Here is a 24,747-nt window from a genome sequence, read left to right on the forward strand (position 1 = left end):
AGCCTGCCGCGCTGGCCATCTTCGCCGGCGACCACGGCGTGCACGCCCGCGGCGTCACCCCGTGGCCGCAGGAGGTCACGGTGCAGATGGTGGCCAACTTCCTGACCGGCGGCGCGGTCGCCAACGCCTTCGCCGCCCAGGCCGGCGTGTCGGTCACGGTGGTGGACGTGGGCGTCGCCGCCGACCTGCCTGACGGGCCCGGCCTGGTCAAGCGCAAGATCGGGTACGGCACCGACGACATGTCCAAGGGCCCCGCGATGAGCGTCGACCAGGCGGTCAGGGCTCTGGAGACCGGCATCGGCGTGGCCCGCGACCTGGTGGCGTCCGGCGCCCGCTGCCTGATCACCGGCGACATGGGCATCGCGAACACCACGGCCTCCGCCGCCCTGATCGCCGTGTTCGCCGGCCGGGACCCGGCCGAGGTGACCGGCAGGGGCACCGGGATCGACGACGAGATGTACCAGCACAAGGTGGACGTCGTGCGCGACGCCCTGCGCACGAACGGCCTTTCAGGCGCCCTGATCTCGCCCAGCGAGGCGCTGCGGGCGCTGGCGGCGGTCGGCGGGTTCGAGCACGCGGCCATCGCCGGCTTCATCCTGGGCGGCGCCGCGGCCCGCGTGCCGGTGATCCTCGACGGCGTCATCGCCGGCGCCGCCGCCCTCGTGGCCGCCGCGCTCGACCCCGCCGCGCTCGACCACTGCGTGGCCGGCCACCGCTCGGCCGAACGTGGCCACGCCGTCGCCCTCGACCACCTCGGGCTGCGCCCGCTGGTGGACCTCGAGCTGCGGCTGGGCGAGGGCTCGGGCGGCCTGCTCGCGCACCCGGTGGTCTGCGCGGCCGTACGGGTCATGCACGACGTGGCCACGTTCGACTCCGCGGGAGTGACCGAGAAGCCCGTGTGAGGAGTTGACCATTGTCCCGTTACGGCCCCATGTACGGCCCCGACATCACGTTCCTCGGCGTGGACCGTTGCGATCTCGGCGACCCGGCCTCGTACGAGGACGCGGACGTGGTGATCGTGGGCGCCCCCTTCGACGGCGGCACCAGCAACCGCCCCGGCGCCAGGTTCGGCCCGATGGCGCTGCGCCAGGCCTGCTATCTGCCGCACGACGGCTCCAGGCCCAGCCTGGCGCTGCGCGTGGACGCCCTGCGCGACCTGCGGGTGCTCGACGCGGGTGACGTCGAGTGCTATTCGGGCGACGTCGAGGGCTCGCTGGCCGCGATCGAGGAGGCCGTGCACCGCGTGGCCGCTTCGGGGGCGATCCCGCTGGTGCTCGGGGGCGACCACACGGTCGCGCTGCCCGACGCGCGCGGCACCGCCAGGGCGTACGCGGCCGGCCCGCCTCGGTGAACTACTGCACGCCAACGCTGGCGACAGGTTCCTGCAGTTGGAGCGCTCCCCACGGCCTAAGCCCCGGGGATTTCAGCCGTTCGGGTGTCTCGTCTATGCGGTGACTCCAGACGCTGTTGCTTGGCGTTTCACCTTCCGGCCCTGCAAGCGCAGGTTTCCACGCCCCAGCCCGTGCAGCCGGTCTGACTTGCGCGAGCTCCGCCCTCCCGGCGGTGGGTAGCACCGGCAGCCTCGTTGTGACTGTCAGTGCTGGAGAACTTACCCATAGCTTCTGTCGTTTCGCAAGAGCTTTCGAGAGAAGGGGCTACTCCCATGGAAAAAGTCACGCGCCCCGGCACCGGGACGCCCGAGCCTGGGGGACTGACCGCCAGGCAGCTGCTCGACTCCGTCCGCCGGATCTGCTACGAACTGCCCGTGGCCGGCATGGAAGTGGTCGAGGTGGCGCCGCCCTACGACCACGCGGACATCACCGCGTACCTCGGGAACCGGGTTATCCTTGAAGCGCTGTCAGCGATGGCCAGACGCCGTAAGGACGAGCAGGGCGGGCCACGCTGGGATCCGCGGCAGCCCCTTCTCGACGGTCGTTAACCCGTGCGCAGCAAATGACGCAGTCAGAGCCGGTAGGTTTACGTCCTAACAAAAACCTTCGCGAACGGGAGATTCCCCCCATGGGTCCCTACCTCCTCGGCCTGCGGCTTTCCGGCCGCCGGGTCCTCGTCGTGGGCGGCGGGCGCGTCGCACAGCGGCGGGTGCCCGCGCTGCTAGAGGCCGGTGCGGAGGTCACGGTCGTGTCGCCGAGCGTGACGCCGGCGCTCGACGACCTGATCGCCGCCGGCAGGGTCACCTGGCACGCCCGGCCCTACGAGGTCGGCGACTGCGACGGGGCCTGGCTCGTACAGGCCTGCACCGACGACAGATCCGTCAACACCGCGGTCGCCGCCGAGGCGGAGGCCAAGCGCGTGTGGTGCGTACGGGCCGACGACAAGGACGCCTCGGCCGCCTGGACGCCCGCCACGGGGCGGGTCGACGAGATCAGCGTGGCGGTCACCGCGGGCGGCGACCCGCGCAGGGCCGCCGGCATCAGGGACGCGGTCGTGGGCGCGCTGCGCGACGGCACGGTCGACGCCCGGCGAAACCGCACCAAGCCGGTCGGTGTGGCCCTCGTCGGCGGCGGTCCCGGCGACCCCGGCCTGATCACGGTGCGCGGGCGGCAACTGCTCGCGCAGGCCGACGTGGTGGTCGCCGACCGGCTCGCGCCCCGGGCGCTGCTCGACGAGCTGGCCCCCGACGTCGAGCTGATCGACGCCGCCAAGGTCCCCTACGGCCGGTCGCTGTCCCAGGAGACCATCAACGAGCTGCTCATCGACCGTGCCAGGCAGGGCAAGTTCGTGGTCCGGCTCAAGGGCGGCGACCCGTTCGTGTTCGGGCGCGGCGGCGAGGAGATGATCGCCTGCGCCCGCTCCGGCATCCCTGTGCTGGTGGTTCCCGGCATCACGAGCGCCGTCGCGGTCCCCGCGTCCGCCGGCGTCCCCGTGACGCACAGGGGGGTCAGCCAGGAGTTCCACGTGATCTCCGTGCACGTGGCACCGGACGATCCCAGGTCCACCGTCGACTGGCCCGCGCTGGCCCGTTCCCAGGGCACTCTGGTGCTGCTGATGGCCGTCGAACGGCTGCCACACGTCGTCGAGGCGCTCCTTCGAGACGGACGTTCCCCGGAGACTCCCGCAATGGTGGTACAGGACGGTACCCTTCCGACCCAGCGGGCGGTCATCGCTTCGCTTTCCACCGTGGCCGACCGCGTGTCCGCGGCTGGGATCCGGCCGCCGGCGATCGTCATCGTCGGCGACGTCGTGAGGGTCGGCCAGGAGGTCGAGATGGTTCGAGCGGAGCGCTTGCCGTGAACACGGCCATGGATGACGGGCGGCCAGAGGCGCCGGGGGAGCAGACGTTGAGCTTCCACGCGGTGCGTGACGAAGACATGGCCGAGGGCCCGGACGACGACGGCTTCGACGCGTTCGGCACGAAGGGCGCACGGAAGGCCGCGGGCGGTGAGCGCGCTGCCAAGAAGCCTCCGGCTTCGGAGGACACCGAGGCTCCGGAGGCGGCTGCTGCTGCCTCGGAGGAGCCACCGGCTTCCGCCGAGCCCACCGAGCCGACCGACTCCCAGGCGACGGACTCGGAGGCGACGGACTTCGAGCCGACCGATTCCGAGGCAACGGACCTCAACGCGACCGACTCCAACGCGACCGACTCGGCGGTGACGGACTTCGACGCGACCGACTCGGCGGCGAAGGACTTCGACACGGCCGACTTCGAGCTGACCGACCCCGATCTGGGGGCTTCCGAGCTGACCGACCCCGATCTGGGGGCTTCCGGGCCGAGTGACCTCGAGTCGGCCGTGGCGCCGGATTCGCCCGCGTCCGTCGAGTCCGCCGACACGGCGGACCAGCGCACGCCTGAGCCCGCCGACGCGGCCGATGACGCGGTGTCCGGGGAGCCCGCCGCCCTGGCTGATGACGTCGTGTCCGAGGAGCCCGTCGCCGGCGTGGCTGAAGTCGTCTCCGCAGGGTCCGACGATCTCGCCGAGGAGCCCGAGCCTGAGCTCGAGCCGCCCTCCCTCTTCGTGAAGCCTGCCGCGCTCGGCGGTCCCGGAGCCCGCAAGGCGCCTTCCGCCGTACCCGACGCGCCCCTCGCTGGGGACGTACTGGACGAGCCTGGTGCGCGGGACGAGGCGGAGGAGCCGAGCACAGAAGAGGAGCCCGCCGAGGAGACCCAAGCCGCGGCGGCGGACGACGAGCAGCCTCAAGCCACGGCGACGGACGACGAGCAGGCGCAAGCCACGGCGACGGACGACGAGCCCCAGGCGGGGAAGGAGCAGCGCCGGGAGGAGCTGCCACCTGAGGCCGCCGAGGCGCTGATGGCGGCGCTCGACACGCTCAGGGAGACCGTCGCGGAGCTGCGCTTCGGCCTGGACCTGCCCGGCGTCGAGGAGGCCAGGCAGGCGCGGGCCGAACTCCTGGCCCAGCTCGAGGACTACGTGCTGCCCCGGGTCAGGACCAGCACCGCCCCCGCCCTCATCGTGATCGCGGGCTCCACCGGAGCGGGCAAGTCCACCCTGGTCAACACGCTGGCCGAGAAGAACGTCTCACGCACCGGCGTACGCCGCCCGACCACCGGCGTCCCGGTCCTGGTCTGCCACCCGGACGACCGGGAGTGGTTCGCGGAGGGAGAGCTGCTCGGTGGCCTCCAACGCCTCGACCAGCTGTCCCCCGAGGCCGGAATGGGCAGCGTGGTCGTCGTCGCGACCGAGAAGCTCCCGCAGGGCGTCGCGCTGCTCGACACCCCGGACATCGACTCGGTCGTCGAGGAGCACCACGAGATCGCCCACCGCATGCTCGACGCCGCCGACCTGTGGATCTTCGTGACCACGGCGGCCCGCTACGCCGACGCCCCCGCCTGGAACCTGCTGAAGCTGGCCAAGGAGCGCGGCGCCCGGCTCGCGATCGTGCTGTCGCGGATGCAGCCCAGGTCCTCCGAGGTCGTTCTGAAGCATTTCGTACGGATGCTCACCGAGTACGGCCTGGGCGAGATCGACAGGTTCGTCATCAGCGAGTCGAAGGTCACCGACGGCAAGCTGCCCGACAGCGAGGTCACCGACCTGCGGCTCTGGCTGGCCGAGCTGTCGGTGGACGAGGCGCGCAGGGCCCAGGCGGTGCGCGAGACGCTCAACGGGGTGCTCAACAGCTTCCGCACCCGCGTACCCGCGCTGGCCAGGCACCTCGAGGGCGAGGTCGCGTTCAGGACGGAGCTGCGCAGCGACGTGGAGGCGGCCTTCCGCAGCGCGCTCAGCGAGATCGACAAGGCGTCCAAGAACGGCTCGCTGCTGCACGGCGAGGTGCTGGCCCGCTGGCAGGACTTCGCCGGCTCCGGCGACCTCATGCGCTCGCTGCAGCTGCGCAAGCGCGGCCGGGCGGCCAAGCAGGCCCCGGAGCGGGTGCTGGCGTTCAAGGCGGCGATCCGCGCCGGGCTCGAATCGGTGATCGTCGCCGCCGCCAACCGCGCCTCCGAGGAGGTGGCCGCGCGCTGGCGGCACCGCTCCGAGCTGGGCGCCAAGCTCGGTGAGGGCCTCGACAGGCCGTCCGACAATCTCGTACGTCACACCGGCCGTGCCATCGCGTCGTGGCAGGAGCACCTGAGCGAGTTGGTGCGCACCGACGGCGTGGCCAAGCGGTCGGTGTCGAAGCTGGTGTCGTTCGACCCCGACGCGCTCGCGTTGATCTTCACAGTGGCGATGTTCAGCGGGAGCAACGGCGAAGGGGTGCCGCACCGGCTGGTCAACGCCCTGCTCGGCGCGGAGTCCCTGCGGGGCATCGGCGCCAAGGCGCTCAGCGATCTGCGCGCCAGGATCGGCATGCTGTTCGACGAGGAGTCCATGCGTTACGTGCAAGCCCTCGACTCCGCGGGCATTCCAGACGAGTCCGCGGCGACCCGCCTCTACCAGGCGTCGTACAACCTCGAGGTCGTCCGATGACGACCATGACGACCAGGCCAGGGCCGGCTTCACGGCTGTCCGCGCTCACCAAAGTGGTCGAGCACGGTCCCGGGCGGCTGGACAGGAAGCTGCTCAACGAGGCCAACGCGCTGCTGCAGCAGGCGGGCGAACGGCTCAAGCTCTCGTCCGAGCACACCGTGGTCGCCCTGGCGGGCGGCACGGGCAGCGGCAAGTCGTCGCTGTTCAACGCCATCTCGGGGCTCGAGCTGTCGCCCACCGGCGTACGCCGGCCGACCACGGCCCGCACGCACGCCTGCGTGTGGGGGCTGGAGGGAGCCGGGCCGCTGCTCGACTGGCTGCAGATCCAGTGGCGGCACCGCTTCTCCCGGGCCAGCGCGCTCGACAAGGGCGACAGCCAGCTCCATGGGCTGATCCTGCTCGACCTGCCCGACCACGACTCGATCAGGGCGCTCACCGACACCGAGGCCGACCGGCTCATCGGCCTGGCGGACCTGGTGGTGTGGGTGCTGGACCCGCAGAAGTACGCCGACGCGTCCACGCACCGCCGCTACGTGACGGAGCTCGCGGGGCACGAGGCGGTGACCGTGTTCGCGCTCAACCAGGCCGACAAGCTCACCAAGGAGGAGCTGGCCGAGCTGGTCATCGACCTCAACGACCTGCTGCGCCGCGAGGGCGTCGAGCATCCCAGCGTCGTACCCACCTCCGCGGTCACGGGCCGGGGCATCGAGAGCCTCAGGAGCGTCATCGCGACGGCGGTCGCTCGCCGGCGTGCCGCCATCCAGAAGCTCGAGGCCGACCTGCACCGGCTGGAGCAGCGTCTCAGCAAGGCGATGCCGCTGGGCGAGGCTCTGTCGGCGCCGTCCACGGTGGACGAGGCCCGCCGCATGGGGCTGACGGACGCGCTGTGCGACGCGGTGGGCGTGCCGGCCGTGGGCGAGGCCATGGAGAACGTCTACGCGGAGCGATCGAGCCAGTGGGTCGGCTGGCCATACCCGCGGTGGTTCTCGAAGTTCCGCTCCGACCCGCTGAAGACCCTGCGGCTGCAGGACGTGGGGGAGGAGATCCGCGGCATCACGACCGGCTCGGTGAGCGCGCAGTCGGCCGAGGTCGCCAACGCCGTGCAGGCGCTCGCCGACGGGCTGTCCGTGGGGATGCACCCCGTGTGGCGGAGCGCCGTGCACCAGGCGGCCAGGTCCCGCGCGGGCCAGCTCCCGCAGGCCCTGTCCGAGGACCTCGCGGAGGTGGCGCCGCAGCTCGACCGGGTGCCCGCATGGTGGCGGGTGCTGATGGTGTGGCAGTACGTCCTGGTGGTGGCGTTCGTGGCCGGACTGGCCTGGCTCGGGGTCGGCCTGCTGATGCCCGGGCAGTTGCCTCCGGCGCTGGAGCTGCTGGGCGACAGCGCGACGTTGCCGTGGGTGGGGCTCATGATGGCGTCGGTGCTGGGACTCGGAGCCTTGTCGGGGATCGCGTCCCGCAACTTCGTCGAGCTCGGGGCCTCTCGCGAGCGTGAGCGGCTCGAGCGCGAGATGAGGCGGCGGGTGGGGGCCGTGTCGGCGACGATGGTCGTGGAGCCGGTGGAGCGCGAACTGGCCCGCCACCACGCCTTCTACACGGCCATGAGAGACCTGTCGGCCTGACGCCACCCGGCTGTGGGTGCTGCGACCGCCGTCACCCTCGCACAACGGATGTCGCCATCCACAGCCCCGGTGACCACGACGCCTCCATCCACAGAAGAACATAGGCCGTCTCTGGACTCTCGAAAGAGGTCGTTGCAGCCCTGGTCAGGGGGTTCGGTCTTCAAGGTGGCAACGAGGTGCTCGCCGCGGGCGCGGATGCGAGCGTGAGCACGGCTGACCGATCGCTGGAGGCGGGACAGCGGCGGCCGCAGCCGGTGGGGTTTGAACGGCGTGCGGATGGTGCCGGCGGCGGGGTACGCGCAGCACGACTGCACGTGTGCTACGGTGGATTCAGTTGCAGTTGTGGTACCCATAAGAACTTGTGTGCACCTGACGGTATGTAGCCTCAGGTGCATTTTTTGTTTGCCGGTCTTCTCCGGGTGTGGGCCTATCTCGGCGACGCGGAATCCGTCTGATGCGGATTTCGGCTTTGCACCTATCAAGGAGATCAACATGGCTTCTGGCACCGTGAAGTGGTTCAACGCGGAAAAGGGCTTCGGCTTCATCGAGCAGGAGGGCGGCGGCGCCGACGTCTTCGCGCACTACTCCAACATCGTCTCCCACGGCGGCTACCGCGAGCTGCACGAGGGCCAGAAGGTGGCTTTCGATGTCACCCAGGGCCAAAAGGGCCCTCAGGCCGAGAACATCGTTTCCGCCTGACACTGACGCACCACGCAGGTGGGGCCCGCGCCGTAGGGGTGGGCCCCACCGCGTTGCTCTTGTGGTGCCCAATGTGCCGTGACGGCCTCACAAACCGCGAAAAACAGCATGTCTGTTCTTCCGCCGCACACCGATGGACCACTAATGGCTTCGGTTCGGGCATAAGTCCGCTCCAGCCCTCTGCCCTGCAGCCGCCGTTCTTTTCGGCGAATGTCGACCATTTCGACACACGAGGCCAGGCTGTTTCCCGCCGGCTCGTCTTTCTTCGGCTCGTGCTTGCCATTCTTGTGCCCTCATCGCGCCGAGAACCACTTGACACGTGCCGCATCGAGGAAGGTTCTGCATGAACCATGCAACTCGCAAGCACGACCGCTACTCCCCCAGCCGCACGGGCGGCTCTGCCAACCCCGGCAGGGGTGACCGATTCGGCTCGCCGGCTCTAGGCCGTTCAGGCACCCCCAGGCGTTCCGGTGGTTACGGGCGGCGTCCCGCCGCGCTTCAGGGGGAGTTCGCACTGCCGGTCACCGTCACCCCGGCCCTGCCCGCAGCCGCGACATTCGCTGAACTGAACATGCCGCCCGCGCTGATGAAGACGCTCACCAGCCTGGGCATGAATGAACCGTTCCCGATCCAGGCGGCCACGCTGCCGAACTCCCTGGCCGGCCGGGATGTCCTTGGGCGGGGGCGTACTGGGTCAGGCAAGACACTCGCCTTCGGCCTGGCCCTGCTTGTCCGCACCTCCGGACAGCGTGCCGAATCGCGTCAGCCGCTGGCCCTGATCCTCGTTCCCACTCGGGAGCTGGCCCAACAGGTCACCGACGCGCTCGCCCCATACGCCCGGTCACTGAAGCTGCGGCTGGCCACCGTCGTCGGCGGTATGTCGATCGGCCGGCAGGCCAATGCGCTGCGCGGTGGTGCCGAGGTCGTCGTTGCGACCCCGGGACGGCTCAGGGATCTCGTCGAGCGCGGCGACTGCCGCCTGGATCAGGTCGGCATCACCGTGCTGGACGAGGCCGACCAGATGGCCGACATGGGCTTCATGCCGCAGATCACCCACCTGCTCGACCAGGTGCGCCCCGCGGGCCAGCGGATGCTGTTCTCCGCCACTCTGGACCGCAACGTCGACCTGCTGGTACGCCGTTACCTGACCGACCCGGTGGTCCATTCGGTTGACCCCTCGGCCGGCGCGGTCACCACGATGGAGCACCACGTGCTGCACGTCCAAGGCGACGACAAGCAGGCCACCACTTTGGAGATCGCTGCTCGCGACGGCAGGGTGATCATGTTCCTGGACACCAAGCACGCCGTGGATCGGCTCACCGAAAACCTACTGAACAGCGGCGTACGCGCCGCCGCGCTACACGGGGGCAAGTCCCAGCCCCAGCGCACCCGCACCCTCGCCCAGTTCAAGACCGGCCACGTCACGGTGCTGGTGGCGACCAACGTAGCGGCCCGCGGCATCCACGTCGACAACCTCGACCTCGTTGTCAACGTCGACCCGCCAAGCGACCACAAGGACTACCTGCACAGGGGCGGCCGCACCGCCCGCGCCGGCGAGTCCGGCAGCGTCGTCACCCTCGTCCTGCCCAACCAGCGCCGTGACATGACCCGCCTGATGGCTGACGCCGGTATCGTCCCGCAGACCAGTGAGGTCCGTCCGGGCGAGGCCGAACTAAGACGTATCACGGGCGCCCAGGCTCCCTCAGGGATCCCCGTGACCATCACCACACCGGTTGTAAATCGTCGGGCGGGACGGAACGGCCGACGATTCGGGTAGCAGTGGATGACCGCCCGGCGGAACAGGACCTCGGAGACGTCGATCGTTGATCCTTTTTTCATCCTGAGTAGCGGCCTTCTTCGATGGCTTGCAGGACGAGGACGGCTTGGACGATCGCGGTGGCGCGGTGTGGGCAGCAACGCAGCTTGGTCAGGATCTTCCAGGTCTTCAAGGTGGCGACCGCGCGCTCACCGATGGCGCGGATGCGGGCGTGGGAGCGCTTGATCGCCCGCTGGTGGCGCGAGTCGCGGGCGATGCCGGTGGCGCTTGAACGGCGTCCAGACTGTGCCGCCCGCGCCGTGGTATCCCTTATCCGCAAAGGTCTTCACACCTGCCGTGGCCAGTGCGTCGATCAGGCCGGTGGTACGCGCTGCCGTCAGGTCATGGGTGGCGCCGGGCAGGGTGGGCGAGGCCCATATCAGCCGGCCGGACGAATCGGCCAGGGCCTGGACGTTCACGCCATGGCACTTGTGTTTGCCGGAGTAGTACGGATGTTCGTCGGCGAGGCGGTCGATCGAGATGAGGGTGCCGTCGAGGATGGAGTAGGCCAGCCGGGTGGCGCGTAAGACGGCGCCATGTACGTCGTCGGCGAGTATTGCGAGCAGGCCAACGGCCTCGCGGACGTAGCGCCAGGCGGTTGTGGTGCCGATGGCGAACCCGGCGGCCGGGTGGGCGTAGGTACCGCCGTTGCATCGGATCTTGGTCGACTGTTGTCTTACGGGAGCCTCGTCTCATGCCAACCTGCGCCCGCGTGCAACCCTGCCGAGCGGCGCCATCAGGTGAAAAGCCGCAATTACGAGGATCTACGCCGACCGGAGAGCATCCTTGAGCAGGCGTCGAGCTTGCTCGACTTCGATGAGCCGGTTGCCGTGTTGCTGGGGGCGAGTCTGCACTTCCTCCCGGTATTCGAGAATTCGTACGGGATCGTGGAACGGCTCATGCGGGAGACCGTGCCGGGGAGTTACCTGGTCGTCTCGCATGTGATTGTGGAAAACCCAACGTCCTCCACAGAACCGCGTTCCAGAGCCCGGAAGTAGTCCTTCCCCCGGCACCCTGTTCCCAGATCGCGGGCAGCCGGCCCGCCGCATGGGAGGCACGGGATGAACGACATCTACATCACGCTCACCGGCAACGTCGCAGCAGAGCCGAGGCAGTACAGCTTCGAGGACGGCAGCAGGGTCACCTCGCTGAAGGTGTTCTCCTCCCACCGCTACTTCGACAAGAAGACGGGCCAGTGGACGGACGGCGAGAGGGTGTGCTTCACGGTCCGCTGCTGGCGGGCGTTGGGAGACAACGTCGCCGCCTCCGTCCGGGCAGGACACCCTGTGGTGGTCTCGGGCAGGCTGCGCATCCGTGAGTTCGGTCCGGAGGGTGATCGCCGTTTCGTGCCCGAGATAGAGGCCAGCGCCGTGGGGCACGACCTGCGCTGGGGCACCGGCGTCTTCGCCAAGCCGGACCGTTCGGGGACTGTGTCGATGAGCAAGGAGATGCGCGACCGCCTGGACGAGGAGACCCGCGACTGGGCCATGGGCAGCACCCGCAGCCTCCGGAGCCTGCCCCGCTCTCGATCCACCACGGAGGCCAATCCGTTCCACACCCTGGAGACCGACAGCTCCCTGGGGACGGACTACGACGCGGTACGCACTCTGACCGCGCAAGGCGACACCCCGCCGTCGCCGGGTGCGGCCGGGAGCACCGTGCGTTCCCTGAACGAGGAGGTCAGCACCCTGCGTTCGCTGAACGGAGAGGGCAGCCCGGCAGGTTCCTCGGAGGAAGAGGGCAGCCCGGCACCTTCCTCGGGAGACGGCACAGTACGCATCCTGGGTGCCGCGGCTGACGAGACGACGTCCGAGATGGATGGCGGCGGAGACAGTGACGCCGACGAACTGGCGATGGCGGAACGAGTAGCGGCGTAGAGCACGTCATCCGCGCAGGGGGCATCGATCCGCCCACCCGGTGCCCCCGCACCATCGGCACAGGACATCGCAGCGGCGCGGAACGACCTGGAGGGGGCCGCGACAAGAGCAGCGCTGGGGGATGCAGCGCAGGGACACAGAAACGCAGAGAAGGGTTGGGTGGAGGGGGGAGGAGGGGGCACCGGCCGTGGTTCCCGTTGATGACGACCCCGAGGGCGGCCGGCCGATGGTGTTGTTACTCACGGCAGATGGCCAGAGCATCTGTTCAGGTCCAGATCACGCCCCGCACCATGGTTGCTCCTTTCCAGCACGGCTGTCCAACACGGCCTGCCCTTGGCATGAGCAGGTGTGTGTAGTCATTGCCAACGTATCCGTTCCCATCGCACATCGCACACTCCGCAATTATTGTGTTACACATCGTTAGGCAGAGGGGAGACGAGATGGCGGCGACCAGTCACGCCTCGATCAGGTCTGGCGACGGTGTGTCAACCCTGGCGGGCCGCTGGCCGTTGCTGGGGCAACGTCGCCCTCTCGTGGTCTACTTGTGCGCGATCGTCGCTCTCGATCTGGCAGCGATCATGGTCTGCGCCGTGACCACCGTCTTCCAGTGGCGTGACATGCTCACGTTCGGCGCTCTCATGGCGTGTGGCGCGGTCTGCATCGAGGCCACCCGGAGGCTGGGCATGCCCGCCGGGGTCTCGCGGGACCTGTTGTCGGCGTGGTGGCTACCGGTGGCGCTGCTTCTGCCGCCGCTCTACGCCATTTTCGCGCCGATCGTGCTGCAGGTCCTGCTGCAGGTGCGGGTGCGGGCTACCGTTCTCTACCGCCGGGTTTTCACCTCGGCCGCCATCGGGCTGGCCGGGTGTACGGCCTCCGTCGCGTTTCACCGGTTCGTCAATGACCCGTGGGTGCTGTCGCAGGGCAGCGGCCCGCCGATCCTCTACGCGGTGGCGGCGGCCGTGCTGTTCGCCCTGCTCAACATCGCTCTCATCGCGATCGCCGCCCACACCGCCGACCCCGACATCGCGTGGCGGGAGGTCCTGTGGAACCGCGAGAGCCTGATGCTGGACATCGTCGAGCTCTGCCTGGGCGTCACGGTCTCGATCTGCTGCGGCCTCAACCTGTCCCTGCTGATCCTGGCCTTGCCGCCGGTGGTGCTGCTGCAGCGCAGCCTGCTCCATGCCCAGCTCCAGGCCGCCGCCCGCACCGATGCCAAGACGGGCCTGCTGAACGCCGCCGCCTGGCAGCGCGAGGCCGACACCGAGATCGTCCGGGCCCGCAGGACCGGCGGCACCCTGGCGGTCCTGATCATCGACATCGACCACTTCAAACGGGTCAACGACGCCCACGGCCATCTGGTCGGCGATCAGGTGCTGGTGGGTGTGGCGTCCACGTTGCGCACCCAGCTACGGGACTATGACGTGGTGGGCAGGTTCGGGGGCGAGGAGTTCGTGGTCCTGCTGCCCGGCGCCGACGGGCGCGAGGCCCGCCAGGTCGCCGAACGCCTCCGCGCCCGCATCGGCCACATGGCGATCCCCGTCGACGACAACCTCATCAGGGTGACCATCTCGGCCGGGGTGGCTTTGATGAGCATTCACGGAGACGACCTGATCGACCTGCTGGCCGCCGCCGACCTGGCGCTGTACCGGGCTAAGGAGCTGGGACGGGACCGCGTCTGCATCCCGGTCGTCCAGACACCGCCCCCAAGCTCCCTCCCCAACGACCACGCCCCTTGACCCGTCCCCTGGTACGCCGCTTCCTGGGGCGATTGCCTAGGGATGCCGTTTTCTGCCTCTCTTTCCCACAAGCACGCCGCCTTCTGACTCCACCCAAGCGCGCCGCCTCCCGACTCCGTCGCCCACGAGCACCGGCTCCCGACCTCAGGCGGGCCCGCGGACTCGGGCCGGGCGTTGTCCGCACCGATCCTCAATGGCGAGATGCCGATCTCGTGCCGATGCCCGACAGCCGGATGTCGGCTCTGGATCGATGTCTGACGGCCGGATGTCGGCTCTGGATCGATGTGTGACGGCGGGGTGTCGGCTCCGGGTCGATATCCGACCTCGGGGTGTCGGCTCCGTCCCCATGCCCGACGGCGGGATGTCGGCTCCCTGCCCATGTCCCCTCTCGCAGGCGTCGTACTGAGCAAAGGGCCGCTCTCCCGCCATCGGCACATCTAGCGCCCAGGCATGGGGCCGGCGGCGGGCCTTGGGGGCTCTTGCAGGGGTGTAGCGGGAGGAGCGGCAGAAGCCTGGGTTCGGAGCCCCTAAGCTAGAGGGCATGCCGGAGTACATCTACACGCTGCAGCGCGTGCGCAAGGCGCACGGCGACAAGGTTGTCCTTGACGACGTCACGCTGTCGTTCCTGCCCGGAGCCAAGATCGGTGTCCTGGGGCCGAACGGCACCGGTAAGTCGACGCTGCTCCGGATGATGGCCGGCCTGGAGCAGCCGTCCAACGGCGAGGCCAAGCTCATGCCGGGCTTCACGGTGGGCATGCTCCAGCAGGAGCCGCCGCTCAACGAGGAGAAGACCGTCCTCGGCAACGTGCAGGAGGGCGTCGCCGAGACGATGGCGATGCTCCAGCGCTACAACGAGATCGCCGAGCAGATGGCCACCGACTACAGCGACGAGTTGCTGGAAGAGATGGGCAAGCTGCAGGACCAGCTCGAGCACCGCAACGCGTGGGACCTCGACAGCCAGCTCGAGCAGGCCATGGACGCGCTGCGCTGCCCGCCGCCCGACGCCGACGTGACGAAGCTGTCCGGTGGTGAGCGTCGCCGGGTCGCGCTGTGCAAGCTGCTCCTCGAGGCCCCCGATCTCCTGCTGCTCGACGAGCCGACCAACCACCTCGACGCCGAGAGCGTGCAGTGGCTGGAGCAGCACCTGGAGAAGTACGCCGGCACGGTGCTGGCCGTCACCCACGACCGCTACTTCCTCGACAACGTCGCAAACTGGATCCTGGAGCTCGACCGCGGCCGCGCGTACCCGTACGAGGGCAACTACTCGACCTACCTGGAGGCCAAGGCACAGCGCCTCAAGGTCGAGGGCCAGAAGGACGTCAAGCGGAAGAAGCGCCTGGAGGACGAGCTCGAGTGGGTCCGGTCCAACCCGAAGGCCCGCCAGACCAAGAGCAAGGCCCGACTCCAGCGGTACGAGGAGATGGCGGCTGAGGCGGACAAGTACCGCAAGCTGGACTTCGAAGAGATCCAGATCCCGCCGGGCCCGCGCCTGGGCACCACGGTGATCAAGTCCGACGAGCTGACGAAGGGTTTCGGCGATCGGCTGCTGATGGAGGGGTTGACGTTCGACCTGCCGCGTAACGGCATCGTCGGCATCATCGGCCCCAACGGCGTCGGCAAGACCACGCTGTTCCGCATGATCACCGGTGGCGAGACGCCCGACACCGGCTCGATCACGGTCGGCGACACGGTCAAGATCTCGTACGCGGACCAGAGCCGCGGCGGCATCGACCCGAACAAGAACGTCTGGGAGGTCGTCTCCGACGGGCTCGACCACATCAAGGTCGGAAACGTGGAGATGCCGTCGAGGGCGTACATCGCGGCGTTCGGGTTCAAGGGCCCTGACCAGCAGAAGAAGGCGGGGGTGCTCTCCGGCGGCGAGCGCAACCGGCTCAACCTGGCTCTCACCCTCAAGCAGGGCGGCAACGTGCTGCTGCTCGACGAGCCCACCAACGACCTCGACACGGAAACGCTGTCGTCGCTGGAGAACGCCCTGCTCGACTTCCCGGGCTGCGCGGTGATCACCTCGCACGACCGGTGGTTCCTCGACCGCATCGCCACGCACATCCTGGCGTGGGAGGAAGGCTCGAACTGGTTCTGGTTCGAGGGCAACTTCGCCGACTACGAGAAGAACAAGATCGAGCGCCTCGGTGCTGACGCCGCCCGCCCCCACCGCGTCACGTACCGGAAGCTCCACCGCGACTGAGGACCGTCTGAAAGACAGAACTCCACATCCTGTACGACAGAAGGCGGGGCGGCATCAGTTGCCGCCCCGCCTTCGTCGATCCAGTGGACAGAGCCTACGCTCAGCCTGCACCAAGCCAAGGCGGATGCCCATGTTGAGGTGCCGCACCTCGGACATCGGAACCGATCCGCGCCCTCGCGCTATCCGCGCCTCCGCCTGGAGATGGCGACCCCGATCAGGCAGAGGGCCCCTCCGGCGAGGGTGAGCCAGCCGGGGATCTCACCGATCAGCGCCCACGACATCAACACCACCAGCGTGGGGACGAGGTAGGTGGTGGCGCCCATGTTGCCCGCCGTGGTCCTGGACAGGGCGTAGGCCCAGGTGGTGAAGGCCAGCGCGGTGGGGAAGACGCCGAGGAAGACGACGTTCAGCGTTGCCGTCGTCGGCGCCTGGGCCACCTGGCTCACCAGCTGCCCGGCGAACGGCAGGCAGGCGATCGCCCCGATCGCGCAACCGAAGGTGGTCACCTGCAACGCGGAGGCGTGCCGCAGCGCGGGCTTCTGCGCCAGGATGGCCACCGCCCAGGACAGGGCGGCCACCACGCACAGCGCCACGCCCAGGATCGAGGAGGCGCCGCCCTCGGACTTGGAGAGCCCGACGACGGCCGCGCCGGCGAGTGAGACGGCCATGCCGATCAGCAGCTTGCGGGGGAATCCCTCGTGCAGGAACCAGCCGGCGAGCAGCGCGATGAGCAGGGGGCCGATGTTGATGATCATTGCGGCGGTGCCCGCTTCCACCTCCGTCTCGCCCCAGTTGAGAGCGACCATGTAGACGCCGAACCACAGCACCCCTGACACCACGATGCCGGGCCACGCCTTGCGCGCGGGCCACCCCTCGCCTCGCGCCACGAGGATCACACCGAGGGCCAGCGCCGCGATCAGCAGCCGCCCCAGAGCCAAGGCGCCAGGAGAGTAGAACTGCCCGGCGCTGCGGATCGACACGAAGGCCGACGCCCACAGCACGACCGTCACTCCTGCGGCGGCGAGCGCCCGCCTGTCCATCCGCGTTTCCACGACCTCTTGCATGGACGAAACGGTATCGGGGCAACGATTCGGGCTATAACGAACTGTCGTCGTCCGCAGACCCCGGCAACCAGGCGCGCGGGCAGGGAGATCTCTTCGGAGGGCGAACTAAATTCGTAAAATCCAGAAATGTAGGGTCAGCCTGCCGCAAGGCCACATGTCCCGGGCGGGTACGGTGGCGGACGTGCTTGAACGTTCCCAGCCCCAGCGACATGTCTACCCTCGGACGGTGCGATTCGCCGACGTCGACTCCCAGGGCCACGTGAACAACGTGCGTTTCCTCGACTACCTCGAGGACGCCCGCTTCGGCATGTTCCACATCGACCCGTACATCGCGGGCGAGGAACCGTTCAAGGGGCTGGTGGTGACCCGCCACGAGATCGACTACCGCCGCCCGCTCGGGTTCCGCGCCGACCCGGTGCGGGTCGAGACGTGGGTGACCGAGATCAGGTCGGTGCGCTTCTCGCTCCAGTACGAGATCCGCGACGACAGCGAGGTGTACGTCACCGCAACGTCGGTCCTCGCCGCCTACGACGTCGAGCGGGCCGGGCCGCGCAGGCTCACCGAGAGCGAGCTGGCCTATCTCAAACGCTTCTCGTGAAGCGCTGGTTGATGCTGGCACTGGGCGTCAACGCGCACGCCGGCGTCACCTTAGGTCTCTTCGGCCTGCCCCTCGTCATGCCCGAAATACAGCGACATTTCGGGGTTCCGTTGCCGGTGGCGGGCATCATCGCGAACGCCCCGGCCATCGGCATCCTGCTGGCCCTCGTCGCCTGGGGCGCGCTGGCCGACCGGCACGGCGAGCGGCTGGTCCTGGGCACGGGCGTGGGGCTGGCGGCCGTGCTGTTCGGCGCGGTCGCCGTCGTCGGCCAGACGTGGGCGGTGATCGCGCTGCTGGCCATGGCCGGCGCGGCGGGCTCCGCCGCGATGGTCGGCGGCGGCCGGATCGTGCTGCGCTGGTTCGAGCCGCCGGAGCGCGGCGTCGCCATGGGCCTGCGCCAGGTCTCCTTCACGTTGGGTATGGCCGTCGGCGCGTTCCTGCTGCCGCCCGTCGCGCGGGCGCACGGCCTGCCCGGCGTGCTCACCGTCTGCGCCGTCGTCAGCCTGCTGGCCGCCGTGCTGGCCGCGCTCTTCCTGGCCGAGCCGCCGCACGAGCTCTCCGGGTCCGGCACGGCGCCGGTGGGCACGCCGTACCGGCAGCGGGCCTTGTGGCGCGTGCACGCCACCAGCGCCCTGCACGTGGTCCCGCAGATCGTGGTCAGCACGTACGGAGTGACCTGCCTGGTGCGCTTGTACGGCTGGGACAGTGTGGCGGCCGGGCAGCTGTTCGGGGTGGCGGCCATCGGCGGGGCCGTCGTACGCATCGCGGTCGGGCGCTGGTCCGACAGGACCGGCCTGCGCATGCGACCCCTGCTGCTGATCACCGTCGCGAACCTGGGCGTGCTCGCGCTGCTGGTCGCCGGCACGCTCGCGCGCACCTGGCTCGGGCCGGCCATGCTCGCGCTGGCCGCGGTGATGACCGTGGCCGGCAACGGGCTCGCCTACCTTGCCGCCGGCGAGCTGGCCGGGCCCGCCTGGGCGGGCAGGGTGCTCGGCACCCACAACACCATCCAGAACACCGTCTCCCTGGCCGCCACGCCGCTGGCCGGCGTGGTGATCGAGCACGTGGGGTTCTGGGCGGGCTTCACGGCGGGCCTGACGTGCGCGCTGCTGTCGCTGCCCGTCATCCCCTTCCGCGGCGAGCGCCCGCGAGGGTCATGAGTCGCGCCGCAGCCACACCGCTGTGTCGGGCGGCAGCAGGCCTCGCTTGAGCGGCCCGCTCGACAGCACCACGGCGTCGTGCTCGGGCAGGTGCACCGGCCCGAGACCGCAGTTGATCGCGCAGGTCAGCGGCCCGCGGGTGAAGAAAAGCGCACCCTCGGGGGAATCCAGCCACTCCAAGGTATAAGGAATTGATTGTGCCAGGTCACGGCGGCATGCCAGGGCCCGGCGGTAGAACTCCAGCGTCGAGTCGGTGTCCCCCTCCTGCTTCTCGACGCTCAGCTCCGCGAACGTGGCGGGCTGCGGCAGCCACGGCTCGACCCCGCCGGGCGAGAACCCGTACGAAGGGGCGTCCACCGTCCACGGGAGCGGCACCCGGCACCCGTCGCGCCCGGGCAGCTCCCCCTTCGACTGGAAGAAGACCGGGTCCTGCCTGGCCTCGTCGGGCAGGTCGATCACCTCGGGCAGCCCCAGCTCCTCGCCCTGGTAGAGGTAGGCGGAGCCGGGCAGGGCCAGCATCGTCAGCAGCGCCGCCCTGGCCCGCGCGAGGCCCGTGCCGGGGTCGGCCGCGTCGTAGCGGGTGCGGTGGCGTACGACGTCGTGGTTGGACAGCACCCACGTCGCGTACGGCACGGCGGCCAGTGTGTCGTCGATGACCTTCTTGAACGCCGTCGGCGACCAGGGCGCCTGCAGCCAGGCGAAGTTGAAGCTCTGGTGCAGCTCATCGGGGCGTACGTAGCGGGCGAGGTCCTCGGAGCTGTCCGTCCACACCTCGCCCACGGCCATCCGTTCGCCCGGATAGCCGTCCAGCAGCCTGCGCCAGTCGCGGTAGACGTCGTGCACCTCGGGCTGCCCCCACACCGGCGAGATCGACTTGAACGACTGGTCGCCCACGTTGGGCAGCCCCTCGGCCTTGTAGAGCCCCATCGCCACGTCGATGCGGAACCCGTCGACGCCCCGGTCCAGCCAGAACCGCAGGATGTCCAGGAACTCGGCGTGCACCTCGGGATTGCGCCAGTTGAAGTCGGGCTGCCCGGGAGCGAACAGGTGCAGGTAATACTGCCCGTCCGGCACCCTCGTCCAGGCCGACCCGCCGAACGTGGACTGCCAGTTGTTGATGGTGTCGCGGAAGATGTACCGGTCGCGCCGCTCGCCGCGCAGCGCCGCCTGGAACCAGGGATGCTCGGACGAGCTGTGGTTGGGCACGATGTCGACCAGCACCCGCAGCCCGTGGTCGTGCGCGTCCGCGACCAGCGACTCGAAGTCGGCCAGCGTGCCGAACAGCGGATCGACGCCGCGGTAGTCCGCCACGTCATAGCCGCCGTCGGCCATGGGGGAGGGGTAGAACGGTGTCAGCCAGATGGCGTCGACGCCCAGCCGCTGCAGGTACGGCAGGCGCTCGCGCACCCCGGCCAGGTCGCCGACGCCGTCTCCTGAGGCGTCGGCGAAGCTTCGGACGTAGATCTCATAGACGACGGCATCACGCCACCAGGGGATTTCCATGTGGCGTGTCATGCCCGTTATGTAGGTGAGTTCACCAGGCTGTGGGCCGCGTAGACCAGATAGTCCCAGAGCCTGGTCTCCTGCTCCTCCGGCAGGTCGAGCGAGTCGACCGCGTCACGCATGTGCCGCAGCCACGCGTCCCGCTCGGGCTCGCCGATCACGAACGGCATGTGCCGCATGCGCAGCCTGGGGTGGCCGCGCTCCTGGCTGTAGGTGTTGGGCCCGCCCCAGTACTGGATCAGGAAGCCCCGCAGCCGGTCCTCGGCGGCCGTCAGATCGGGCTCCGGGTAGAGAGGCCGCAGCAACGGGTCTTCCGCGACCCCCTCGTAGAAGCGGTGCACGAGGCGTCGGAAGGTTTCCTCGCCACCGACGGCGTCGTAGAAGGAGGTCTCGCTCACGTTCATAGACTATGCGGTGGCGACCAAGGCGATGCCGGCGGTGTCGAGCGCGGCCTTGACCATGATCCTGAGCTCTCTCGACACCTCGGGCTGCGCCGAGGGCAGCGTCTTGGCGCTGATGCGGAAGACCAGCGAGCTGTCGGAGAGCTGCTCGACGCCGAACACCTGAGGGTGCTCCACGATCTTGCTCTCGCGGAACTCGGTGTCGGCCCAGATCTCCTCGGCCACGTGCTCGAGCAGGGCCCGCACTTTCGTGAGGTCGGTGTCGTAGGCCACCGGGACGTCGACGTAGGCCCGCGACCAGCCCTGCGACTCGTTGCCGACCCTGGTGATGGTGCCGTTGCGGACGTACCAGACGCGGCCGTCGGCGTCGCGCAGCCTGGTGACGCGCAGGGTGACCGCCTCCACCGTGCCGACCGCGGCGCCGGCGTCGATCACGTCGCCCACGCCGTACTGGTCCTCGAGCAGCATGAACATGCCCGCGATGAAGTCCTTGACCAGCTCCTGCGCGCCGAAGCCGATGGCCACGCCGAGGATGCCGACGCTGGTCAGCAGGGGCGCGATCGGGATCGTCAGGCGGTCGAGCACGGTCAGCACCGCGGTGCCCAGGATGACGATGGAGGCGACGTGCTTGAGCACCGAGCCCATGGTCTCGGCCCGCTGCTTGCGCCGCTCGTGCAGCAGTGCGTCGATGCCGTCGGGAGCCGCGTTCTTGCGGAACCTGCTGGTGATCGACCCACCCGTGGCCGCCCGGTTGACCACTCTGGTGATGACCCGGTGCACGAGATTGCGGAGCACGAACGCGAGCAGGACGATCAGGACGATGGAGATCGCGCTGGCCACCAGAGGCGCCCAGATCGCATTGTTCAACAGCCCGGCAATCGAGGAGCAGAACGGGTCGTTCTGGCAGGCCCCCGCCACTGCCTGGGTCATCTTGTCCACGTCTGACAGGACACCCGGGAAAGCGAGCGGTGGCAACTGTGTCACCAGCGGTAGCACTGGGTGGATCCCCCTCCGGAAGCGGTTCGGTCGGCTGCTTGGACCGTTTCGATCCAAAAATACAGCCGGCCGGACCGCCCGCCGTCACATCACGCCGGGGAAGACGGGGTCGCCTGCTCTCTGGGCCGCGGAGGGAGAGAGCGGACGCTCCGATGACGGACGGCTCGGGACGGGACACGCACCCGGAAGCATGTCCCGTGCCGGTTCCGGGAGGGATCCCCCGAACACCCGCCCGGCGGACCGGGCGGGTGGCTCTTGTGCGGGCGCGGCACACGGGCCGCGCCTGGGCCGGAACCGACGGGGCGACCAGGGCTCCCGCATAGGGGATGCCCTCCGCACCGGCCGCCCCGCCGGCTCCGTTGACGCCGTCGTGGGTGCGGTGAGCCGTGGTGGCTGCGCTCCACCCGGGTCACCGCGTCGTCACTCCCCCACGGCGGCCAGCACGCGTGCGACCTTGGTGGCCGCGCCAGCCGGGTCGTCGGCCTTGTGCATCCGCTCGCCCCAGGACCAGCAGTACCACCAGTCCTGCATGTCGGATGTGCTCGTGGACCGACAGGTGACGTTCTCCGACAGGCTCGTCGCGTTCGGGTTGATGACCCTGGCGAACATGCGGCCGCCCTGTGTCTGGACCACTCGGGCGAGCAGTCCATGAGCGCCGAGTTCTGAAACGAGACGCTTCAGATGCTCGAAGTTGTCGTCCCCCACCGTTAGTCCCTCCCTCTCTGGGAATCTGGCTGGTGCGCCAAACATCGCTCATGTCAATGGCGCGCGCAACGGCGGTCCGCGATCACAGGGAGTTGCTTCTCCCTCGTGGGATGTAAGAAACAGTCCCTCGGAGGACGATCCTCAACCGTAGGCTTGGGCACGGGCGTTTCCATCTTGCCGACATTGGTTCACACTCATGGGTAGGCGCACAGCGACGTGGACGCTACGCTGAGTCACCAGTTGTGGACCGGTCGAGACACGCGCGAGAGGGGCCGGGATGGCCGGCAGACAGCACAGGGAAACGGAGATAGCCCGGAGGATCAGAGCCAAGGGCCTGGCCGCCGGGCGCACTTCGGCCCAGATAGCTGACGAGATCCATGAGCAGTGCACGTCGCAGTTCGGCACCAGTCGCATCAAGGCACACCGCCTGTCGTACGGCATCGCGTTGGCAGACGTCGTCGAGCAGATCAGAGCCCTGTTCGAGCGCGACGAGAAGTCGATGCCCGGCATCGGTGAGACGCTGCTGTCCGCCTACGAGAGCGGCCTCAAGCGTCCGGGGCCCGAATACATGCACTACTTGTGCACCGTCTACCGGGTCGAGCCGAACGAGCTCGGCTACGACGGGCCGTGCATCTGCGGCCGCGGGCACCGCCTGCAGGTGGTGCCCGACCTCGAGGTCGCCGAGCGGCCGTTATTGCCGACGGAGCGTGAGCTGCTGCTCAGGCCGATGGTCACCGAGCCGGACGCCGAGGAGGACGAGAACATCCTCCGCCGCACGATGCTCAACCTGCTCAACCCCGAGACCAGCTCCTCCACCACGCTCGACGGGCCCGTGCTGGGCGCGTGCGAGGGCATCAGACGCCGGATGGACGAGACGCTCGTGTCGGCCACCGTCTCGGCCGCGATGCTCGATCAGTGGGAAGAGGCCACCCTCAGCTTCGGCCGTCAATACACGACGACGGCCCCGCTGCGGCTGCTGTGCGACGTGCTGCTCGAAATGAGCGCCGTACGTACGGCGATGTCCCGCCGCCAGCCCATCGACCTCCAGGACCGCCTGCTGCGGATGGCGGCCCAGCTGGCGGGGCTGAGCGGGATGATCATGATCAATCTCGGTGACCACCGGCTGGCCCGCTCCTTCTTCAGGACCGGGCGCACCGCGGCCGACGAGACGGGCGACCGCGCGCTGCGCGCGTGGATCACCGCCCGCGAGTCACTCGTCCCCCTTTACTTCGGGGACGCCCGCGAGGCGCTCAACCTGGCGAAGAAGAGCCGCGACCTGGCCGGCGCCACGCCCTGCCCCGCGCAGGCCATGGCACCGGTCGTGGAGGCCAGGGCGCTGGCCATGCTCTCCGGCACGGAGAGCAAGAAAGAGGTCGTCGACCAGGCCAAACGCGCGCTGGCCAGGGCCAGGACCGCCTTCTCCCTCATGCGGCCGGAACACCAGGAGGACATGGCCTTCGGCTACACGGAGAAGCAGCTCTACTTCTACCAGGGCGACGTGCTCACCAAGCTCGGGCAGACGCTGGAGGCCGAGGTGGTGCTCGACCAGGCGCTGGAGCAGTACCAGGACCACATCCTCGACCAGACGCTGATCCGGCTCGACCAGGCCCAGTGCCGCATGATCGAAGGCGAGCTCGACTCCGCGCTGGACATCGGCATCAAGGCGCTGCGGATGATCGGTGACGAATATCTGACCGACTTCATCATGCGTCCCGCCCTGGCGCTCGAACAGGCGATCACAAAGCGTGACGCCGGCAATTCCAAACTCGAGGAGTTCAGGGCCGAGTTGCGCAGGCCCAGGGCCCAGCTGAAGGGGGGCGGTGCATGAAGTTGGGGATCCGACGCTATCGCTGGTCCGATCTCGACACGATTCTTGCGCTCCACCGCATCTGCCTCGCCGAGGTGGGGCTGATGCCGGGCGACGGCGTCTACTACGACGACGACTTCCCACGCATCCAGGAGATCTACGTGGCCTGCGGCGGCGACTTCCTGGTCGGTGAGATCGCCTCGCGGGTGGTGGCCATGGGCGGGCTGAAACCGGTCGACACGTGCACGGCCGAGGTCTGCCGGCTGCGGGTCCATCCGGAATACCAGCGGCGCGGCTTCGGCGCGGCCATGCTGCACGCGCTGGAAGAGCGCGCGGTGGAGCTCGGCTACGAGCGCGTCAGAGGCGACACCACGCTCAACCAGGGGGCCGCGCTGGCGCTCTACGCGCGCCGGGGATGGCGCGAGCTCTCCAGACAGCGGGTCGGTGACCTGACCGTCGTCTACGGAGAGAAACGGCTGATCCCTCCCGCGGTCATCGAACTCTGAGATCCCTTCGCACGCAGGCCCCAACCTCACCCCTCCGGGGCCGTGCAGCCGCCTTCCCCGGTGCTCACTCCCGGACCCTCCCGGCGTGACTCTCCGCCGGTGTTCCTTCCGTCACTTGCCGCAACGGGCAGCGACCGTCGTTTCCGAAAACGACCCCCTTCTCTCTGCCGCG

Annotated in this window: 21 protein-coding genes and 2 pseudogenes; 16 read left to right on the plus strand and 7 right to left on the minus strand. The window is 69.2% G+C overall.

The features are described 5' to 3' along the window. The 6 genes from cobT to AB0J64_RS35320 form a co-directional block, all read left to right on the plus strand. Positions 1–902, plus strand: a 902-nt coding sequence (cobT, locus tag AB0J64_RS35295) for a nicotinate-nucleotide--dimethylbenzimidazole phosphoribosyltransferase (protein ID WP_364036959.1), incomplete at its 5' end; no start/stop codon positions are given. Between the two features lie 11 nt (positions 903–913). Next, the gene (locus AB0J64_RS35300) at positions 914–1,351 is read left to right on the plus strand and encodes an arginase family protein (protein WP_364036962.1); all 438 of its coding nucleotides are present in this window, start codon (positions 914–916) and stop codon (positions 1,349–1,351) included. 312 nt (positions 1,352–1,663) lie between these two features. Further along, complete coding sequence (locus tag AB0J64_RS35305) at positions 1,664–1,939, plus strand: arginase family protein (RefSeq protein ID WP_364036965.1); 276 nt, start codon at positions 1,664–1,666, stop codon at positions 1,937–1,939. Between the two features lie 80 nt (positions 1,940–2,019). Beyond that, positions 2,020–3,252, plus strand: coding sequence for a uroporphyrinogen-III C-methyltransferase (gene cobA / locus AB0J64_RS35310; protein WP_364036968.1), 1,233 nt, complete (start codon positions 2,020–2,022; stop codon positions 3,250–3,252). Next, positions 3,249–5,882, plus strand: a complete 2,634-nt coding sequence (locus AB0J64_RS35315; protein ID WP_364036971.1) for a dynamin family protein — start codon at positions 3,249–3,251, stop codon at positions 5,880–5,882. The genes cobA and AB0J64_RS35315 overlap by 4 nt, the downstream gene beginning before the upstream one ends. Continuing rightward, entirely contained in the window at positions 5,879–7,501 is a 1,623-nt protein-coding gene (locus tag AB0J64_RS35320) for a GTP-binding protein (RefSeq protein WP_364036974.1), read from the plus strand. The genes AB0J64_RS35315 and AB0J64_RS35320 overlap by 4 nt, the downstream gene beginning before the upstream one ends. Before the next feature lie 158 nt (positions 7,502–7,659). On the opposite strand, the pseudogene AB0J64_RS35325 reads toward AB0J64_RS35320, so the two are convergent. Further along, positions 7,660–7,788 (minus strand): annotated as a pseudogene (locus tag AB0J64_RS35325) (IS5/IS1182 family transposase); the annotation flags it as partial. A gap of 205 nt (positions 7,789–7,993) precedes the next feature. On the opposite strand from AB0J64_RS35325, the gene AB0J64_RS35330 reads away from it, so the two are divergent. Then, entirely contained in the window at positions 7,994–8,200 is a 207-nt protein-coding gene (locus tag AB0J64_RS35330) for a cold-shock protein (protein WP_364036977.1), read from the plus strand. A gap of 343 nt (positions 8,201–8,543) precedes the next feature. After that, positions 8,544–9,977, plus strand: coding sequence for a DEAD/DEAH box helicase (locus tag AB0J64_RS35335; RefSeq protein WP_364036980.1), 1,434 nt, complete (start codon positions 8,544–8,546; stop codon positions 9,975–9,977). 58 nt (positions 9,978–10,035) lie between these two features. Here AB0J64_RS35335 and AB0J64_RS35340 read toward each other — a convergent pair. Beyond that, positions 10,036–10,666: pseudogene (locus AB0J64_RS35340) on the minus strand (transposase family protein); the annotation flags it as partial. Here AB0J64_RS35340 and AB0J64_RS35345 point away from each other — a divergent pair. The 4 genes from AB0J64_RS35345 (at position 10,553) to ettA (ending at position 15,835) form a co-directional block, all read left to right on the plus strand. Beyond that, positions 10,553–11,014 (plus strand): SAM-dependent methyltransferase, encoded by a 462-nt coding sequence (locus AB0J64_RS35345; RefSeq protein WP_364036983.1) that lies wholly within the window; start codon positions 10,553–10,555, stop codon positions 11,012–11,014. The pseudogene AB0J64_RS35340 and the gene AB0J64_RS35345 overlap by 114 nt on opposite strands. A gap of 63 nt (positions 11,015–11,077) precedes the next feature. Continuing rightward, positions 11,078–11,893 (plus strand): single-stranded DNA-binding protein, encoded by an 816-nt coding sequence (locus tag AB0J64_RS35350; RefSeq protein ID WP_364036986.1) that lies wholly within the window; start codon positions 11,078–11,080, stop codon positions 11,891–11,893. Between the two features lie 440 nt (positions 11,894–12,333). Next, on the plus strand, positions 12,334–13,629 hold the full coding sequence (locus AB0J64_RS35355; RefSeq protein WP_364036989.1) for a GGDEF domain-containing protein: 1,296 nt from the start codon (positions 12,334–12,336) through the stop codon (positions 13,627–13,629). A gap of 541 nt (positions 13,630–14,170) precedes the next feature. Beyond that, positions 14,171–15,835, plus strand: a complete 1,665-nt coding sequence (ettA, locus tag AB0J64_RS35360) for an energy-dependent translational throttle protein EttA (RefSeq protein WP_364036992.1) — start codon at positions 14,171–14,173, stop codon at positions 15,833–15,835. Positions 15,836–16,014: 179 nt separating this feature from the next. On the opposite strand, the gene AB0J64_RS35365 is transcribed toward ettA, so the two are convergent. Beyond that, positions 16,015–16,899, minus strand: coding sequence for a DMT family transporter (locus AB0J64_RS35365; protein ID WP_364036995.1), 885 nt, complete (start codon positions 16,897–16,899; stop codon positions 16,015–16,017). Between the two features lie 226 nt (positions 16,900–17,125). Between AB0J64_RS35365 and AB0J64_RS35370 the strand changes: the two genes are divergently transcribed. Further along, positions 17,126–17,497: a thioesterase family protein gene (locus AB0J64_RS35370; RefSeq protein ID WP_364036998.1), complete on the plus strand. Its 372-nt coding sequence runs from the start codon at positions 17,126–17,128 to the stop codon at positions 17,495–17,497. Then, the gene (locus tag AB0J64_RS35375; protein ID WP_364037001.1) at positions 17,494–18,657 is read left to right on the plus strand and encodes an MFS transporter; all 1,164 of its coding nucleotides are present in this window, start codon (positions 17,494–17,496) and stop codon (positions 18,655–18,657) included. Before AB0J64_RS35370 ends, AB0J64_RS35375 begins: the two co-directional genes overlap by 4 nt. Here the strand turns inward: AB0J64_RS35375 and AB0J64_RS35380 are convergent. From AB0J64_RS35380 to AB0J64_RS35395, 4 genes are all read right to left on the minus strand, one after another. Then, entirely contained in the window at positions 18,652–20,160 is a 1,509-nt protein-coding gene (locus AB0J64_RS35380; protein WP_364037004.1) for a glycoside hydrolase family 13 protein, read from the minus strand. The genes AB0J64_RS35375 and AB0J64_RS35380 overlap by 6 nt on opposite strands. Positions 20,161–20,177: 17 nt before the next feature. Then, positions 20,178–20,558 carry a globin gene (locus tag AB0J64_RS35385; protein WP_364037007.1) on the minus strand — a complete coding sequence of 127 codons (381 nt, stop codon included), beginning with the start codon at positions 20,556–20,558 and terminating at the stop codon, positions 20,178–20,180. A 9-nt stretch (positions 20,559–20,567) separates the two neighbouring features. Further along, positions 20,568–21,491 carry a mechanosensitive ion channel family protein gene (locus AB0J64_RS35390; RefSeq protein ID WP_364037167.1) on the minus strand — a complete coding sequence of 308 codons (924 nt, stop codon included), beginning with the start codon at positions 21,489–21,491 and terminating at the stop codon, positions 20,568–20,570. A 486-nt stretch (positions 21,492–21,977) separates the two neighbouring features. Beyond that, positions 21,978–22,262, minus strand: coding sequence for a hypothetical protein (locus tag AB0J64_RS35395; protein WP_364037010.1), 285 nt, complete (start codon positions 22,260–22,262; stop codon positions 21,978–21,980). A 277-nt stretch (positions 22,263–22,539) separates the two neighbouring features. On the opposite strand from AB0J64_RS35395, the gene AB0J64_RS35400 reads away from it, so the two are divergent. Next, complete coding sequence (locus tag AB0J64_RS35400) at positions 22,540–24,090, plus strand: XRE family transcriptional regulator (protein ID WP_364037013.1); 1,551 nt, start codon at positions 22,540–22,542, stop codon at positions 24,088–24,090. Further along, positions 24,087–24,575, plus strand: a complete 489-nt coding sequence (locus tag AB0J64_RS35405) for a GNAT family N-acetyltransferase (RefSeq protein ID WP_364037016.1) — start codon at positions 24,087–24,089, stop codon at positions 24,573–24,575. Before AB0J64_RS35400 ends, AB0J64_RS35405 begins: the two co-directional genes overlap by 4 nt. The last annotated feature ends 172 nt before the right edge of the window (positions 24,576–24,747 follow it).

It is taken from the genome of Nonomuraea sp. NPDC049695 (assembly GCF_040674955.1).
In the GTDB taxonomy this organism is placed as follows: Bacteria; Actinomycetota; Actinomycetes; order Streptosporangiales; family Streptosporangiaceae; genus Nonomuraea; species Nonomuraea helvata.

Bases quoted from the DNA above. Each gene is read 5' to 3' on its own strand.
- AB0J64_RS35305 (WP_364036965.1), top strand. From the start codon at position 1,664: ATGGAAAAAGTCACGCGCCCCGGCACCGGGACGCCCGAGCCTGGGGGA.
- cobA (WP_364036968.1), top strand. From the start codon at position 2,020: ATGGGTCCCTACCTCCTCGGCCTGCGGCTTTCCGGCCGCCGGGTCCTC.
- AB0J64_RS35320 (WP_364036974.1), top strand. From the start codon at position 5,879: ATGACGACCATGACGACCAGGCCAGGGCCGGCTTCACGGCTGTCCGCG.
- AB0J64_RS35330 (WP_364036977.1), top strand. From the start codon at position 7,994: ATGGCTTCTGGCACCGTGAAGTGGTTCAACGCGGAAAAGGGCTTCGGC.
- AB0J64_RS35335 (WP_364036980.1), top strand. From the start codon at position 8,544: ATGAACCATGCAACTCGCAAGCACGACCGCTACTCCCCCAGCCGCACG.
- AB0J64_RS35345 (WP_364036983.1), top strand. From the start codon at position 10,553: ATGTACGTCGTCGGCGAGTATTGCGAGCAGGCCAACGGCCTCGCGGAC.
- AB0J64_RS35350 (WP_364036986.1), top strand. From the start codon at position 11,078: ATGAACGACATCTACATCACGCTCACCGGCAACGTCGCAGCAGAGCCG.
- AB0J64_RS35355 (WP_364036989.1), top strand. From the start codon at position 12,334: ATGGCGGCGACCAGTCACGCCTCGATCAGGTCTGGCGACGGTGTGTCA.
- ettA (WP_364036992.1), top strand. From the start codon at position 14,171: ATGCCGGAGTACATCTACACGCTGCAGCGCGTGCGCAAGGCGCACGGC.
- AB0J64_RS35365 (WP_364036995.1), bottom strand. From the start codon at position 16,899: ATGCAAGAGGTCGTGGAAACGCGGATGGACAGGCGGGCGCTCGCCGCC.
- AB0J64_RS35380 (WP_364037004.1), bottom strand. From the start codon at position 20,160: ATGGAAATCCCCTGGTGGCGTGATGCCGTCGTCTATGAGATCTACGTC.
- AB0J64_RS35390 (WP_364037167.1), bottom strand. From the start codon at position 21,491: ATGACCCAGGCAGTGGCGGGGGCCTGCCAGAACGACCCGTTCTGCTCC.
- AB0J64_RS35400 (WP_364037013.1), top strand. From the start codon at position 22,540: ATGGCCGGCAGACAGCACAGGGAAACGGAGATAGCCCGGAGGATCAGA.
- AB0J64_RS35405 (WP_364037016.1), top strand. From the start codon at position 24,087: ATGAAGTTGGGGATCCGACGCTATCGCTGGTCCGATCTCGACACGATT.